The sequence below is a fragment of the Pseudomonas serboccidentalis genome, from assembly GCF_028830055.1.
GTDB lineage: Bacteria > Pseudomonadota > Gammaproteobacteria > Pseudomonadales > Pseudomonadaceae > Aquipseudomonas > Aquipseudomonas serboccidentalis.
In genome coordinates this window covers 3,058,139-3,074,329 of the sequence record NZ_CP101655.1, presented here as the reverse complement: position 1 = coordinate 3,074,329, position 16,191 = coordinate 3,058,139, and the positions used below count along the sequence as shown (strand labels likewise).

Below are 16,191 nucleotides of genomic sequence, written 5' to 3'. Positions count from 1 at the left end.
TTGTCAGGTCGGTGTCTGGTGCACCGTGGCCGAAACATTACGCAGGCGACGAGAGGGAAAGATGAACTGTGGCGACCGGCATTTGCACAGCGGCGACCCTGCTCGAACGCGGAACCTGTAGGAGTGAGCCTGCTCGCGATGGCAATCGTTCAGTCAACACTCTCCAGCGACTGACATACCGCTATTGCGAGCAGGCTCACGCCTACAAGGGGTCTATGTGCCTGACGTTATCGCGCGTAGTGGCTCTCGCCCCAGGCGAGGAAACCTTGCAGCAATTCCTTGAGCACCACCCGCGTTGGCTCCGCCAGATCGGCGCGGTAGCGGAACGGTTCGAACTCTTCCATGTAGGTGCTCTGGCACAGCTCCAGTTGCACGGCGTGGATGTTCTCGGCCGGGTTGCCGTAATGGCGGGTGATGTGGCCGCCCTTGAAGCGTCCGTTGAGCACATGGCTGTAGTTGCCGTGGCGCGCGCAGATGGCTTCCAGTTGCGTCGCAAGCTGCGGATCACAACTGGCACCGTTGAAGGTGCCGAGGTTGAAGTCCGGCAGTTTGCCGTCGAACAGGTGCGGGATGATCGAGCGGATCGAGTGCGCGTCGAACAGCAGCGCGTAGCCGAATTCAGCCTTCAGCCGCGCCAGCTCTTGCTGCAGGGTGCGGTGATACGGCGTCCAGATCTGTTCCAGATAGGCCGCGCGTTCTGCTTTCGACGGCTCGTGCCCTTCGCGGAACAACGGGATGCCGTCAAACAGCGTCGCCGGGTACAGCCCGGTGGTCGCGCCGGTGTACAACGGCTTGTCGTCGGACGGGCGGTTCAGGTCAATGACGAATCGCGAGTACTCGGCGGCCAACGTGCTGGCGCCCAGCGCCTCGGCAAAATCGTAGAGCTGTGGAATGTGCCAGTCGGTGTCCGGCAGGCTTTTCGCGTCCGCAATCAGCCCGGCTTCGACAGCAGGCGTCAGACGCAAACCGGCATGCGGCATGCTGATCAGCAGCGGCACACGACCTTGTTTGAAACTCAGAACCTTTTTCACAACCGCTCTCCTACAGACTTGATTCAACGCCGTGACGCACGACGCGTTTGTCCAGATCACCACCGAGCCAGTAGGCCAGATCCGCCGGACGATCGATGTGCCAGGCGACGAAATCCGCGACCTTGCCGACTTCCAGCGAGCCATGCGTATCAGCCATGCCCAGCGCTTGTGCGGCATGAATGGTCGCACCGGCCAGGGCCTCTTCCGGGGTCATGCGGAAGCAGGTGCAGGCCATGTTCAGCATCAGGCGCAACGACAGCGCCGGCGAAGTGCCAGGGTTGAGGTCGCTGGCGATGGCGATTTTCACCTTGTGCTTGCGCAGGGCGTCCATCGGCGGTAGCTGTGTTTCGCGCAGGAAGTAGAACGCGCCGGGCAGCAGCACCGCGACGGTGTCGGATTTGGCCATCGCAATGACGTCGTCTTCGTCCATGAATTCCAGATGATCGGCGGACAACGCGTGATACCGCGCGGCCAGACTGGAGCCATGCAGCGACGACAATTGTTCGGCGTGCAGCTTCACCGGCAGACCGAGTTTCTGTGCGGTGATGAACACCCGCTCTACCTGCTCCGGCGAAAACGCCAGGTATTCACAGAACGCATCCACGGCGTCGACCAGCCCTTCGGCGGCCAGAGCCGGCAGCATCTCGGCGCAGATGTGATCGATGTAAGCGTCAGCGCGATCCTTGTACTCCGGCGGCAACGCGTGGGCGGCCAGACAGGTGCTGCGCACGCTGATCGGCAACTCTTTCTGCAGACGACGGATGACCCGCAGGATCTTGCGTTCGCTGGCCAAGTCCAGACCGTAGCCGGACTTCATCTCGACCGTGGTCACACCGTCGCGCATCAGGCTTTTCAGACGTTTGGCGGCGCTGGCGAACAACTCGTCCTCGGTCGCTTCACGAGTGGCGCGCACGGTGCTGGCGATGCCGCCGCCCTGCGCGGCGATTTCAGCGTAGCTGACGCCTTGCAGGCGTTTCTCGAATTCACCGCTACGGTTGCCGCCGAACACCGTATGGGTGTGGCAGTCGATCAAGCCGGGGGTGACCCACGCGCCTTGCAGGTCGTTGACCGCCGGGTATTCGCCGGAGGGCAATTGATGGCGCGGACCGATCCACTCGATGTGCGCACCAGACGTCACGATGGCCGCATCCTCGATGATCGAGTAGACGCCCTGCGCCATGGTTGCGACGTGGCAGTGTTGCCAGAGGGTTTTCATCCCTTAGTCTCCACAGTATTCAAAATCGATTTCGCGAGCAGGCTCGCTCCCACAAGGGTACGTATTCCAATGTGGGAGCGAGCTTGCTCGCGAAGAAGCCATCACAGGCTAGGCAGCAACTTCGCCGGAACCAGTTCGGTCAGGCACCGTGAAGCCAACAGCTCGGTTGCCGCATTGATGTCCGGCGCAAAGAAGCGGTCTTTCTCGTAAAACGGCACTTCCTTGCGCAGAATCGCCCGCGCCTGTTCCAGCTTGGCCGAGGTCTTCAGGCCGTTGCGCAGGTCCAGCCCCTGCACCGCCGCCAGCCATTCCACCGCGAGAATCCCGCGGGTGTTCTCGGCCATTTCCCACAGACGCTTGCCGGCGGCCGGGGCCATGGATACGTGGTCTTCCTGGTTGGCCGAGGTCGGCAGGCTGTCGACCGAATGCGGATGGGACAGCGCCTTGTTCTCGCTGGCCAGTGCGGCAGCCGTCACCTGGGCGATCATGAAGCCCGAGTTGACGCCGCCATTGGCCACCAGGAACGGCGGCAGTTGCGACATGTGCTTGTCCATCATCAGCGAGATGCGGCGTTCGCTCAGCGAGCCGATTTCGGCGATGGCCAGGGCCATGTTGTCAGCGGCCATCGCCACCGGTTCGGCGTGGAAGTTACCGCCGGAAATCACATCGCCTTCTGCGGCGAAGACCAGCGGGTTATCAGACACTGCGTTGGCTTCGACAGCGAGTACTTCAGCAGCCTGACGGAACTGGGTCAGGCAGGCGCCCATGACTTGTGGCTGGCAACGCAACGAGTACGGGTCCTGGACCTTTTCGCAGTTCTGGTGCGAGTCGCAGACTTCGCTGCGCTCACCGAGCAGATCGCGGTAGGCCGCAGCGGCGTCGATCTGGCCTTTCTGGCCACGAGCAGCATGAATGCGTGCGTCGAACGGCGAACGCGAACCGAGTACCGCTTCAACAGTCAGACCGCCCAGCGCCAATGCGCCAGCGAACAGATCTTCACCCTCAAACAGACCACGCAGAGCAAACGCGGTGGACACCTGAGTGCCGTTGAGCAGCGCCAGGCCTTCTTTCGCGGCCAGGGTCAGCGGGGTCAGGCCGGCGACTTTCAGCGCTTCGGTGGCTTCCATCCACTCGCCCTTGTAGCGCGCCTTGCCTTCGCCCAGCAGCACCAGCGACATGTGCGCCAATGGCGCGAGGTCACCCGAAGCGCCTACGGAACCTTTCAACGGAATGTGCGGATAAACCTCGGCGTTGATCAGCGCGATCAGCGCATCGATCACCACGCGGCGGATGCCGGAGAACCCACGGCTGAGGCTATTCACTTTGAGCACCATGATCAGGCGCACCAGATCATCGCTGATCGGCTGACCGACACCGGCGGCGTGGGACAGCACCAGCGAACGCTGCAGGTTTTCCAGGTCTTCGCTGGCGATGCGGGTCGAGGCCAGCAGGCCGAAACCGGTATTGATGCCGTAGGCAGTACGATTCTCGGCGAGGATCTGCTCGACGCAAGCCACGCTGGCCTCGATCTGCGCGCAGGCGCTGTGATCGAGGGTCAGCTTGACCGGGTGTTGGTAGACGTCACGCAGTTGGGCCAGGCTCAGTTGGCCGGGAATCAGATTCAGCGCAGTCATTAAAATGCTCCTGTTTAGGCATTGTTATTAACTACCAGTCGCTCCGGAGCATTCCGTTATCCGTCGCTTCTCGTCTTATGGACGATTAGCGCCTTGGCACGCTGGTATGGGTATTGTCAGTGCAGATTCGGTAATACGTTGTGCAGCGAATTCGGGTTTTTCAACACGCTTGCGGCGGCAGCGATATCCGGTGCCAGCCAGCGGTCCTGATCGTAGGCCGGGACGGTTTCGCGCAGCAGTCGCCACGCCCGGTCAGTGCCTGCGCCAAAGCGCTGGTCCTTGAGGAATTCAAAGGCCTGCGCCGCCAGCAGGTACTCGATGGCGAGGATCTGCGTGCAGTTTTCCAGGGCGCGGTGCAGCTTCAGCGCCGCAGTGGTGCCCATGCTCAGGTGGTCTTCCTGCAGCCCCGAGGTGACGTAGTTGTCGAGCACCGCCGGTTGCGCCAGTTGACGGTTTTCCGCGCACAGCGAGGCGGCGACGTATTGCACGATCATCATCCCGGAGTTCACCCCCGGATTGGCCACCAGAAACGCCGGCAAACCGCTGACGTGCGGGTTGACCAGTCGATCCAGCCGACGCTCGGCGATCGAGCCGATTTCGGCCATGGCAATCGCCAGCAAGTCCGCCGCCATCGCCACTGACTGGCCGTGCGGATTGGCCTGCGACATCACCCGGAAATTCTCCGGCGTGCCCAGCAGTAACGGGTTGTCGGTGCAGCCGTTGAGTTCGGCTTCGACCTGCCTGATTGCGTGATCCAGTTGATCGCGCGCGGCACCATGCACCTGCGGGATCGAACGGATGCTCAGCGCATCCTGAGTGCGAATGCCTTTGCTCGCCGCGATCACTTCGCTGCCATCGAGCAACGCGCGCAGATTACTACCGACCTGCTGCATGCCCGGGTGCGGCTTGAGCGCGATGATCTCAGCGTCGAACGCGGCGATCTGGCCGCGCTGGGCTTCGAAGCTCATGGCGCCGATCACATCGGCCCATTGCACCAGCCGCGTCGCATCGGCAATGGCCAGGCAGCTGAGGCCAGTCATGCACGGCGTGCCGTTGACCAGGCACAAACCGTCCTTCGCCCCCAGTTGCACCGGTTGTAGACCGTCTTCGGCCAGCGCCTGTTGCGCCGAGGTGATTTGCCCGCGATAACTGACATTGCCCACGCCCAGCAGCGCGATGCCGATGTGCGCCATGTGGGTCAGGTAACCCACCGAACCTTGCGATGGAACCTGCGGGGTGATGCCGCGATTGAGCAGCACCAGCAGGCCTTCGACCACGCGGCGATGAATGCCGGATTTGCCGTGGCTGTAGTTGTGGATCGCCGCGCAGATGATCGCGCGCGTTTGCTCATCGGGCAGTACCGGGCCGACGCCGCAGGCGTGGCTGAGCAAGGTGTTGCGCGACAGTTGGCTCAGTTGCTCGTCTTTCAGCGAAACGTTGGACAAGCCGCCCAGACCGGTGTTGACGCCATAGGCACGTTCGCCGCTTTCGACGATGCGCTGGACAATACCCTGAGCGTTTTCGATGCGCGCCCAGGTCTCGCTCGACAGTTCCAGTTGCGCACCATGACGGGCGACGGCGACCACGTCCTGCCAACGCAGGGGGCTGCCGGTGATAACGATTTTTTCAGCCTGGGACATCTAAAACCTCATACCAATTCTGTTGATGCATGAACCCTGTGGTGAGGCGGCTTGCCCCCGTTCGACTGCGCAGCAGTCGTAGATTTTCAGAGCCGCTGCGCGCCCCAACGGGGGCAACCCCCCTCGCCACAATGGATTTTCACCAAGCACTCATCTCAAACCACCGCCGCCCGCCGCTGCACGAACCGGTCGACATACTCATCCGCCGGCGAATGCAGGATCTCTCGCGGAGTGCCGACCTGAATCAGGCGGCCGTCCTTGAGGATCGCGATGCGATTGCCGATGCGCACGGCCTCGTCGAGGTCGTGGGTGATGAAGACAATGGTCTTGTGCAGGGTCTTTTGCAGCTCCAGCAACTGGTCCTGCATCTCGGCGCGGATCAGCGGGTCCAGCGCACTGAACGCTTCGTCCATCAGGATGATGTCGGTGTCCGCCGCCAGTGCACGGGCCAGGCCGACGCGCTGGCGCATGCCGCCGGAGAGCTGGTGCGGGTATTTTTTTTCGTAACCCTTGAGGCCCACGGTGTTGATCCAGTGCAACGCGCGCTCGGCGCACATCTGCTTGCTCTCGCCACGCACTTTCAGGCCGTAGGCGACGTTCTCCTGCACGGTCTTGTGCGGCAGCAGGCCGAAGCTCTGGAACACCATGCTGATCTTGTGCCGGCGTAATTCGCGCAGGGCATCCATGTCGTATTGCAGGATGTCCACGCCGTCCACCAGGATCGCCCCGCTGGTCGGGTCGATCAGGCGATTGAAGTGGCGCACCAGGGTCGATTTGCCGGAACCGGACAGGCCCATGATCACAAAGATCTCGCCGGTGCCGATGCTCAGCGACAAGTCGTTGACCCCGACCACGCAACCGGTCTCGTTCAGCACCTGATCCTTGGTCTTGCCCTGACCGACCATCGCCAGTGCGTCCTTGGCACGGTTGCCGAAAATCTTGAAGACGTTTTTGACTTCGATCTTGCTCACGGTTGCGTTGTTCATTTGCTCACCTCATGCCGTGGCCGACCGTACGCCTGAGTAATGCGGTCGATGACCACTGCGAGAATCACGATCGCCAGACCGGCTTCGAGGCCGCGTCCAACGTTGAGGGTCTGAATCCCCACCAGCACATCTTCACCGAGGCCACGGGCACCGATCATCGAGGCGATCACCACCATCGACAGGGCCATCATGGTGGTCTGGTTGATCCCGGCCATGATGCTCGGCAGGGCCAGCGGCAGTTGCACGCCGAACAGTTGCTGCCAGCGGTTGGCACCGAAGGCGTTGATCGCTTCCATCACTTCGCCGTCGACCTGGCGAATGCCCAGATCGGTCAGGCGGATCAGCGGCGGCGCGGCGTAGATCACCGTGGCGAAAATCGCCGGGACCTTGCCCAGGCCGAACAGCATCAGCACCGGGATCAGGTACACGAAACTTGGCATCGTTTGCATGATGTCGAGCAGCGGCATCAGCACCGAACGCAGGCGATTGCTGCGCGCCGAGAGGATCCCCAGCGGTATGCCGATCAGCACCGAAATGATCGTCGCGACCATCATCAGCGCCAGGGTTTGCATAAGCTTGTCCCACAGGCCAACGGCGCCAACGAGAAACAGCAGGCCGACGATGACAGCGGTAGTCACGACTTTACGCGTGGCATGCCAGGCAACCACCCCGACGATCGCCAGCATCAACCACCACGGCGCCGCACGCAGCAGGCCTTCTAGGTTGACGATGGCCCACAGCAGGGTGTCCGAGATGTGGCGGAACACATCACCGTAGTTGGTGACCAGCGAATCGACCCAACCGTTGACCCAGTCGGCGATGGAAAAGGTAAAGCTTTCGGGAAACATAAGAGACTCTCAATCAAGGGGTTGCGATCAAGCGTCCGACTGCCGTTGCCGGCAGTCGGAAAGCTCAACCTACAAGGCCGCGTCGATTTTCTTGGCTGCGTCGTCGCTGACCCACGCGTGCCAGACCTCAGGATGTTCCTTGAGGAAGATTTTCGCCAGTTTTGGCGACTCGATACGTTCCTTCGCCATGCGTCCCAGGTTCTGGTTCAGCAGGTCGATCGGCAGGTTGACCTTTTCCAGCACGGCCACCAGTTCCGGGGCTTGCTCGTGGAAGGTTTTCGACAGGCCGACCTTGATGCTCACGGTCTTGTCGACGCCCGGTTTCTCTTCGAGCTTGACCGCGTCGATCTGGCCCATCAGCGGGGTTGGCGACCAGTAGTAGAACAGGATCGGTTCGCCACGCTTGTAGCTCGACAGCACCGCCGCATCCAGCGCAGGCCCGGTGCCCGGACGGAAGTTGGTGTAGGTGTTTTCCAGGCCGTAGCTTTTGAGCATTTCGCTGTTGTCCAGCTCGCAGGTCCAGCCCGCCGGGCAGTTGTAGAAACGGCCCTTGGACGGCTCTTCAGCGTCTTTGAAGATGGCTGCGTATTTGCCCAGGTCAGCGATGTTTTTCAGGTCCGGGGCTTTCGCCTCGATCTTGCGTTTGGCATCGCCTTCGATCACGTAGCGCGGCACGTACCAACCTTCGATGGCGCCAACGATCGGGGCGCCGATACCGACGACCTTGCCGGCCTTCTCGGCCTTGTTCCAGACCTCACTGCGGCCGACCCATTCCTCGGCGAACACTTGAATATCGTTGCTGCTCAGGGCGTTCTCCATGGTGATGGAGTTGCCCGGCAGGCTGTCGGTCTTGCAGTCGTAACCTTTCTCCAGCACCACTTGCAGCACGTCGGTCAGCAGCATGGCGCTTTCCCAGTTCAGGCCAGCGAATTTCACCGGTTTGCCGGACTCGCACCAACCGGCCGCCTGGGTGGCGCCGGCACTGGCCAACAGGCCCATGGACAGCAGTGTAGTCAGCAGGGTCTTGTTCGATTTCATTGTTGCGACGCTCCTAATCATGAATTGGCTTACGGCAGTCAAGAGGCATCCAGCCCTGTCCACGTCCAATCAGGCCTGCGCCGCAGCGCGACCGGGCCCACTTTTTTCAGGTGGTACAACGCTGTTCTGCTCGACCGGCAGAATCAGTTGATCAGGCACCGAGCCGTGCCATTTTTTGGCGCACAGGTAATACAGCGCCGCAGGCAGCACCAGACCGATGATCCAGGAGATATCCACATCACCGAGGGCGGCCACCAGCGGGCCGGTGTAGAACTTGGTGGAGATGAACGGCAACTGCACCAGCACACCGAACACATAGATGCTGATCCCGAGCAGGTTCCAGCGGCCGTAGCGACCGTTCGGGTCGGCCAGCGCCGGCACGTCATAGCGCTCGCGGGTGATGCAGTAGTAGTCGACCAGGTTGATCGCGCTCCAAGGCGTGAAGAACGCCAGCAGGAACAGAATGAACGACTTGAACGCACCCAGGAACGAGTGCTGGCCGAGCAAGGCGATCAGGGTTGCCGCGCCGACGATCACCAGCACGAACACCAGACGCTGCAGACGCGAGACCGTCAGATGCCCACGGAAGCCACTGATGATGGTGGCGATGCACATGAAGCTGCCGTAGGAGTTCAGCGTCGAGATGGTGACCTTGCCGAACGCGATGCTGAAGTAAAGCAGCGCAGCGGTGGCACCGGTGCCGCCCAGCCCGACGATGTAAGCCACTTCATGCCCGGCGAACTGCCCGTTGGCCGAAGCCGCGGCGAACACGCCGAGGACCATCGCTACCTGCGCACCGATGACCGAACCTGCGCCAGCGGCGAAGAACGTTTTCACTGAGGAAATCTTGCTCGGCAGGTAGCGCGAATAGTCCGCCACATACGGGCCGAACGCGATCTGCCAGGACGCCGCGAGCGACACCGCCAGCAAGAAGCTGCTCCAGCTGAAGTGGCGGATCTGCAACAGTGCGCCCACGTCAACCTGACTCAGCAGACGGCTGAACAGGTACACGAAGGCAATCACCCCGATCACGCTGGCGACCCGGCCGATCCAGTGGATCACCCGATAACCGAGCACCGTGACCACCACGATGACACTGGCGAACAGCAGGATGCCGACGGTGTCGCTGACGCCGAACAACTGACCCAGCGCCTGACCGGACAACACCGTGCCGGTCGCGGTGAAACCCAGGTACATCAGGCACACCAAGACGATCGGGATCGCCGCGCCATAGACGCCGAACTGCACCCGGCTGGAAATCATCTGCGGCAGGCCAAGCTTCGGCCCTTGTGCCGCATGCAGCGCCATCACGCCACCGCCCAGCAGTTGGCCGATCAACAGACCGATCAACGACCAGAACACATCACCGCCCAGCACCACGGCCAGCGCCCCGGTGACAATCGCGGTGATTTGCAGATTCGCACCCATCCACAGGGTGAACTGGCTCAACAGACGACCGTGTCTTTCCGCTTCCGGGATGTAGTCGATCGAACGCCTTTCGATCAACGGTTTGTTGCCTGCACGATCAGGGGTTACAGCCATGATTCAACCTCTGTAGATTGTTATTCTGGGTTGGTTCGTACGCCTGTAGGAGCTGTCGAGTGAAACGAGGCGGCGATCTCTTGATCTTAAAAAATCAACATCAAAAGATCGCAGCCTTCGGCAGCTCATACAGGGGTTGTGCGTTATTTACCGGTAATCATCGGCAGGTTCAGCCCCTGCTCCTTGGCGCAGTCGATGGCGATCTGGTAACCGGCATCGGCGTGGCGCATGACACCGGTGGCCGGGTCGTTGTGCAGAACGCGGGCAATACGCTCGGCCGCTTCATCGGTACCGTCGCAGACAATCACCATGCCCGAGTGCTGCGAGAAGCCCATGCCCACGCCACCACCGTGGTGCAGGGAGACCCAGGTCGCGCCGCTCGCGGTGTTCAGCAGCGCGTTGAGCAGTGGCCAGTCCGACACGGCGTCGGAACCGTCCTGCATCGATTCGGTTTCACGGTTCGGGCTGGCCACCGAGCCGGAGTCGAGGTGGTCGCGACCGATCACGATCGGTGCCGACAACTCGCCGCTACGCACCATTTCGTTGAACGCCAGACCGAGCTTGGCGCGCAGGCCCAGGCCGACCCAGCAGATACGTGCCGGCAGACCCTGGAAGCTGATGCGCTCGCGGGCCATGTCCAGCCAGTTGTGCAGGTGGGCGTCGTCCGGGATCAGTTCTTTGACTTTGGCGTCGGTCTTGTAGATGTCTTGCGGGTCACCCGACAGCGCCGCCCAGCGGAACGGACCGATGCCGCGGCAGAACAGTGGACGGATATAGGCCGGTACAAAGCCCGGGAAGTCGAACGCGTTTTCGACGCCTTCTTCCTGTGCCATCTGACGGATGTTGTTGCCGTAGTCGAAGGTCGGAATGCCTTGCTTCTGGAAGTCCAGCATCGCTTTGACGTGCACGGCCATCGATTGCTTGGCGGCTTTGATCACAGCAGCCGGCTCGGTCTTGGCGCGGGCGCGGTACTCGTCCCAGGTCCAGCCTGCCGGCAGGTAGCCGTTGAGTGGGTCGTGGGCGCTGGTCTGGTCGGTGACCATGTCCGGGCGTACGCCGCGCTTGACCAGTTCCGGGAGAATTTCTGCCGCGTTGCCCAGCAGCGCGATGGAGATCGCTTTGCCTTCGGCGGTGTATTTGGCGATGCGTGCCAGGGCGTCGTCGAGGTCTTTGGCTTGCTCATCGACGTACCGGCTTTTCAGACGGAAATCGATGCTCACCTGCTGGCATTCGATGTTCAGCGAGCAGGCGCCGGCCAGGGTTGCAGCCAGTGGCTGAGCGCCGCCCATGCCGCCCAGACCTGCGGTGAGGACCCACTTGCCCTTGAGGTTGTCGTTGTAGTGCTGGCGACCGGCTTCAACGAAGGTTTCGTAGGTGCCCTGAACGATGCCCTGGCTACCGATGTAAATCCAGCTGCCGGCGGTCATCTGGCCGTACATGGCCAGGCCTTTGGCGTCGAGTTCGTTGAAGTGTTCCCAACTCGCCCAGTGCGGCACCAGGTTGGAGTTGGCGATCAGAACGCGTGGAGCATTGGCGTGGGTCTTGAACACGCCGACCGGCTTGCCGGATTGCACCAGCAGGGTCTCGTCGTCATTCAGGTTGGTCAGGCTTTCGACGATCTTGTCGTAGCACTCCCAGTTACGCGCGGCGCGACCGATACCACCGTAGACCACCAGCTCTTTCGGGTTCTCAGCCACTTCCGGATCGAGGTTGTTCATCAGCATGCGCAGCGGCGCTTCGGTCAGCCAGCTCTTGGCGGTCAGCTTGTTGCCGCGGGCGGCACGGATTTCAACATTACGAACCTTGGTAGGTTTCTGGGTATTGTCAGTCACGAAAAAGACTCCTCAGCGATCAATTCAAACCAACCCTGGCAGTGGGCAAGCAGCCTGTGCGCGTCAATGCGCGACAAGCGAATCAGTGGACGCTGCGGAGAGTCTCGAGCGACTCATACGCATACGTCTTTACTTGTACATACAAGCATATGCAATCAGGCGGCCAACTTGCTGGAGAGGCGCTCAAGAAAAAACGCGGACACGGCTGGAGGGCGCCTGAATCAAGGGTTCAGGCGTGGATGAAATTTTTCGCGGAGAGATTTTGTGCGGTCGGGGCTTGGTTGGGTGAGCGCGGTTTTGCGCCACGCTGGGGCGTTCGGTAACAAGTTGGTGCGTGGGTTGGGAACACCCCAAAAGCAAAAGATCGCAGCCTTCGGCAGCTCCTACAGGGTGTACATCAATCCCAATGTAGGAGCTGCCGAAGGCTGCGATCTTTTAATATTTTTGAATCAGCGCGTAGTCAGCTCAATGACACAGCAACCCGCATCAACGGAAACCTCAACCAAGCCATTGTTACCGTCCAGTTGCAGACAATCATGTCGCCCCAACTGCGCAACACTGTCACCCACCTGCACTTGCAGCAGCTCACTGACACTGAACACCAACACCGTCCCCGCCGAACTGAAAAACCGCTGTTCGCCGTCCAGCCATTGCAACCGCGCGCTGTAACGCTGCGGCGCGTAGATCAGGTTGAAATCGCGGATCGCGCCGCCGAGCAAAGTGCAGGACACCTGGCTTTCGCCGCTGAAGGCAAACGGGTCGAGCGGTAACAGCGGGCGCGTGTCATCGCCATCGACGCATAGGGTCATGCCGTCACCCTGCAGCACCGTGATCACCCGCTGGTAACCGGCGAAGGTCGAAAAACCGCCCGACTCGGCAATGTCGGCAATCGACAGGCGCCAGCCGAAGCCATCAAGGCCGGCACCGGTGTCACGGGTAATTTCTTCGGTGCTGCCGCCGCCGTTTTTCCACGGCATGCGCGGGTAGCCTTCAGCGCGTAAAACCTTCAAACCATTCATTTATGAAAGCGTCCTTCCAGACGATGACGGGAGCCGGGGTGGATCAGACGCGCAGCGGTCACCGGCTGACGGCCCGACCAGGTTCGACGGCGAATCAGCAGGCATGGCTCACCCTTTTCAATTTGCAGCAACTTGCACTCGGAGGACTCGGCGAGAATCGCTTCGACCACGTGCTCGCCTTCGGTCAGCGGCGCCACCTGGTTGAGATAGGCGTAAGGGGTTTGCAGGGTGAAATCCTGCTTGAGGTATTCCGGAGCAACCAGCGCATTGACGAAACGGTCTTCGATTTGCACCGGAATGTCGTTTTCGTAATGCACGATCAGCGAATGGAAGACCTTCTGTCCTTCGCGCATGTCCAGCGCCAGTGCGCGCTCGGAGCCGGCAGCCTCTTCTTCGAGGGTGATCACCTGGCAGGTGTGGCGATGGCCACGGGAGGCAATCTCGTCGGCGATGTTGTGCACTTCGAACAGCGCGGACTGGCTCTTCGGTTCGGCGACGAACGTGCCGACGCCTTGCATGCGCACCAGCAGACCGTCGGCGGTCATCTCGCGCAGCGCACGGTTGATGGTCATGCGGCTGAAGCCGAGCTGGCTGACCAGTTCGCTTTCCGACGGCACGCGATAGTGCGGCGGCCAGTTACCGCTGTCGATCTGCTGGGTGATCATCTGTTTGACGCGGGCGTACAAGGGCGCCGGACTGTCGCCCATGTTCGCGGCCAACGGGGAGACTGGAGGCGGAGTCGGCACGGTTGATCCCTGTTCATTGGATGAAAGTTGCTAGCTTGCCGGAGTTTACCGGGCAGGCAAACGTCTGTATATGTATATACAAATAACACACGATGGGGTGCTGAACCATGTCCGCTTTCTTTGCCGAACGCGCGCTGCTGCCTAACGGATGGGCCAACCATGTACGTCTTGAGGTCAGCGCCGATGGCGTGTTGACCCAAATTCAGGCCGATTCCACCGCAGACGGCGCCGAACGGCTAAGCGGTCCGCTGCTACCGGGCATGCCCAATCTGCACTCCCACGCCTTCCAGCGGGCAATGGCGGGACTGGCCGAAGTGGCCGGTAATCCCAATGACAGTTTCTGGACCTGGCGCGACCTGATGTACCGGCTGGTCGGGAAAATCACCCCCGAGCAGCTCGGCGTGATTGCCCGTCAGCTGTACATCGAGATGCTCAAGGCCGGTTACACCGCGGTCGCCGAATTCCATTACGTGCATCACGACAATAACGGCCAGCCTTACGCCGACCCGGCCGAACTGGCGCTGCGCATCAGCCAGGCCGCGAGTGACAGTGGCATTGGTCTGACCCTGCTGCCGGTGCTCTACAGCCACTCGGGCTTCGGCGGGCAGACGCCGAACGACGGCCAGCGCCGCTTCATCAACAGCACCGAAAACTACCTGAATCTGCAATCGCGCCTGCAGCCATTGCTGGCGCAGCAAAAGGCGCAATCGCTGGGCCTGTGTTTCCACTCGTTGCGCGCGGTCACCCCGCAGCAGATCAGCGAAGTATTGGCGGCCAGCGACAAGCAGTGCCCGGTGCACATTCACATCGCCGAACAGCAGAAGGAAGTCGATGACTGCCTGAGCTGGAGCGGTCGTCGTCCGTTGCAATGGCTCTACGAAAACACCGAGGTCGATCAGCGCTGGTGCCTGGTCCACGCGACCCACGCCAACCCGGAAGAAGTCACGTTGATGGCCAAGAGCCGCGCCATCGCCGGCCTGTGCCTGACCACTGAAGCCAACCTCGGCGACGGGATCTTCCCGGCAGTGGATTTCCTCGCTCAGGGCGGGCGCATGGGTATCGGTTCCGACAGCCATGTGTCGCTCAGCGTGGTCGAGGAGTTGCGTTGGCTGGAATACGGCCAGCGTCTGCGCGATCAACGGCGCAACCGTTTGTATGGCGCGGATCAGCCGATGGTCGGGCGCACGCTGTATGACGCGGCGCTGGACGGCGGCGCCCAAGCGCTGGGGCAACCGATTGGCGCACTGGAAGTCGGCAAGCGTGCGGACTGGATCGTGCTCGATGGCAATGATCCGTATCTGGCCACGGCCACGGGCGACGGGATTCTGAATCGCTGGCTGTTTGCCGGTGGCGATCGTCAGGTGCGTGATGTGCTGGTCAACGGCCAGTGGGTGGTGCGTGATGGCCGGCATGCTGGCGAAGAGGAAAGCAGCCGCGCGTTCACCCAAGTCCTGCGTGACCTTCTGAGCTGACACATAACAAAATGTAGGAGTGAGCCTGCTCGCGATGGCGGTGTGTCAGACATAAATATGTGACTGACACACCGCCATCGCGAGCAGGCTCACTCCTGCATTGGTTTTGTGGTGACCTTTAGTTCGAAGTCTTGGCCATCTGCCGATCAGACGCCCGCCAGATCAGTCGCGTGGTGTCATAACCCTGCTGCCGCGCCTTGCTCAGCAATTCTTCACGCACCACACCGTTGACGGTCGGCGTGCGTGACAGCAACCACATGTACTTGCGGCTCGGGTCGCCGACGATAGCGGTCTTGTAGTCATCGCTGACATACAGCACCCAGTATTCGCCCTTCGCCACACCCGGAATCAGGCGCGAGAACCAGGTATCGAACTCGACCCACAATTTGTCGGTCTTGCCCGGCACCTGTGGGTACGCCGTGCCTTTGACTTCTTCCCATTGCCAGTCCGCGGTCAGGCAGCGATTGAGCACATCGACGTTGCCATCCGGCTTGAGCGAATAATGGGCTTCGGATTGCGCGCAATCGCGCTGGAAGTACATCGGCAGTCGCGCCAGTTCGTACCAGGTGCCCTGATAACGCTTGAGGTTGACGCTGTGGACTGTCTTGGGCGCCAGCGGATCTTCACCATGCGTGGCGCAGCCGGCCAGTACCAGGCCGGCAAAAAGAACAAACAATAACCGCTTCATTATTTTTCTCCCGTGGGCGCGTAGCCCCGGATTACTTCAGGCCTTGGCCGGAAAACATCAACACTTTGTCACCGGCGTATTGCACGCTGATAAAGCTTTTCTGGTCGCCCCAGGTGCAACTGGACATGCCGAGCGCGCCCGAGCAGTCGGTCGGTTTGCCGAGCAACGTCTCAACTTCGGCCTTGGCCATGCCGGCCGAAAGCTTGGAATAGTTTTCCTGATTGACCTTGCTGCACGCGGCCAGCAGCACGCAAAAAGTCAGTAGGGCGATAGATCGCAGCGACATGAAGTAACTCCTGGAGCGGAAGGGGGATGGCATGGCGCCAACCAGAAGCTTAGAAGAGAAAACCCCTGTCTGGTTCCCCACGACGATGGCTATTTATTGCTCCGCTCGTCTGGCATTTACCGGCAAATCAGCGACTTTTTGCAGCTATTGAGCATTTCGTCGCATTTCATCGAAACCGCCTAATCTTTGGCGGGCCGCAGTCGAAATAAGAGC

The 16,191-nt window shown here is 61.1% G+C and carries 14 protein-coding genes; 1 reads left to right on the top strand and 13 read right to left on the bottom strand.

Annotated features, from left to right (window positions below; all coding sequences use genetic code 11):
- Window positions 1–227: 227 nt before the first annotated feature.
- The 11 genes from hutG to hutC all read right to left on the bottom strand — a co-directional run bounded on the left by hutG (window position 228) and on the right by hutC (window position 13,493).
- On the bottom strand, window positions 228–1,031 hold the full coding sequence (gene hutG, locus NN484_RS14120) for an N-formylglutamate deformylase (RefSeq protein ID WP_274657359.1): 804 nt from the start codon (window positions 1,029–1,031) through the stop codon (window positions 228–230).
- Between the two features lie 10 nt (window positions 1,032–1,041).
- The gene (hutI, locus tag NN484_RS14115) at window positions 1,042–2,247 is read right to left on the bottom strand and encodes an imidazolonepropionase (RefSeq protein ID WP_274657358.1); all 1,206 of its coding nucleotides are present in this window, start codon (window positions 2,245–2,247) and stop codon (window positions 1,042–1,044) included.
- Window positions 2,248–2,348: 101 nt separating this feature from the next.
- Window positions 2,349–3,881, bottom strand: a complete 1,533-nt coding sequence (gene hutH, locus NN484_RS14110; protein WP_274657357.1) for a histidine ammonia-lyase — start codon at window positions 3,879–3,881, stop codon at window positions 2,349–2,351.
- Between the two features lie 116 nt (window positions 3,882–3,997).
- Window positions 3,998–5,521, bottom strand: coding sequence for a histidine ammonia-lyase (gene hutH / locus NN484_RS14105; RefSeq protein WP_274657356.1), 1,524 nt, complete (start codon window positions 5,519–5,521; stop codon window positions 3,998–4,000).
- Window positions 5,522–5,676: 155 nt separating this feature from the next.
- Window positions 5,677–6,507: a quaternary amine ABC transporter ATP-binding protein gene (locus tag NN484_RS14100; protein WP_274657355.1), complete on the bottom strand. Its 831-nt coding sequence runs from the start codon at window positions 6,505–6,507 to the stop codon at window positions 5,677–5,679.
- On the bottom strand, window positions 6,504–7,355 hold the full coding sequence (locus NN484_RS14095) for an ABC transporter permease (protein ID WP_007949591.1): 852 nt from the start codon (window positions 7,353–7,355) through the stop codon (window positions 6,504–6,506). Before NN484_RS14095 ends, NN484_RS14100 begins: the two co-directional genes overlap by 4 nt.
- 69 nt (window positions 7,356–7,424) lie before the next feature.
- Window positions 7,425–8,393 (bottom strand): ABC transporter substrate-binding protein, encoded by a 969-nt coding sequence (locus NN484_RS14090; RefSeq protein ID WP_127648597.1) that lies wholly within the window; start codon window positions 8,391–8,393, stop codon window positions 7,425–7,427.
- A 69-nt stretch (window positions 8,394–8,462) separates the two neighbouring features.
- Window positions 8,463–9,935, bottom strand: coding sequence for a purine-cytosine permease family protein (locus NN484_RS14085; protein ID WP_127648596.1), 1,473 nt, complete (start codon window positions 9,933–9,935; stop codon window positions 8,463–8,465).
- 143 nt (window positions 9,936–10,078) lie between these two features.
- The gene (gene hutU / locus NN484_RS14080) at window positions 10,079–11,767 is read right to left on the bottom strand and encodes a urocanate hydratase (protein ID WP_274657353.1); all 1,689 of its coding nucleotides are present in this window, start codon (window positions 11,765–11,767) and stop codon (window positions 10,079–10,081) included.
- A 449-nt stretch (window positions 11,768–12,216) separates the two neighbouring features.
- Entirely contained in the window at window positions 12,217–12,786 is a 570-nt protein-coding gene (locus NN484_RS14075) for a HutD/Ves family protein (protein WP_274657352.1), read from the bottom strand.
- The gene (gene hutC / locus NN484_RS14070) at window positions 12,783–13,493 is read right to left on the bottom strand and encodes a histidine utilization transcriptional repressor HutC (RefSeq protein ID WP_007961751.1); all 711 of its coding nucleotides are present in this window, start codon (window positions 13,491–13,493) and stop codon (window positions 12,783–12,785) included. The genes NN484_RS14075 and hutC overlap by 4 nt, the downstream gene beginning before the upstream one ends.
- A 146-nt stretch (window positions 13,494–13,639) precedes the next feature.
- Here hutC and NN484_RS14065 point away from each other — a divergent pair, with 146 nt between their 5' ends.
- A complete protein-coding gene (locus NN484_RS14065) occupies window positions 13,640–15,004 on the top strand; it encodes a formimidoylglutamate deiminase (protein ID WP_127648594.1) in 1,365 nt (454 codons plus the stop codon).
- A gap of 118 nt (window positions 15,005–15,122) precedes the next feature.
- Here the strand turns inward: NN484_RS14065 and NN484_RS14060 are convergent, their stop codons facing one another.
- Together NN484_RS14060 and NN484_RS14055 are read right to left on the bottom strand one after the other, a co-directional pair.
- Window positions 15,123–15,692, bottom strand: coding sequence for a lipocalin family protein (locus tag NN484_RS14060; RefSeq protein ID WP_007961749.1), 570 nt, complete (start codon window positions 15,690–15,692; stop codon window positions 15,123–15,125).
- A 31-nt stretch (window positions 15,693–15,723) separates the two neighbouring features.
- Complete coding sequence (locus NN484_RS14055; RefSeq protein WP_007961748.1) at window positions 15,724–15,978, bottom strand: hypothetical protein; 255 nt, start codon at window positions 15,976–15,978, stop codon at window positions 15,724–15,726.
- Between the last annotated feature and the right edge of the window lie 213 nt (window positions 15,979–16,191).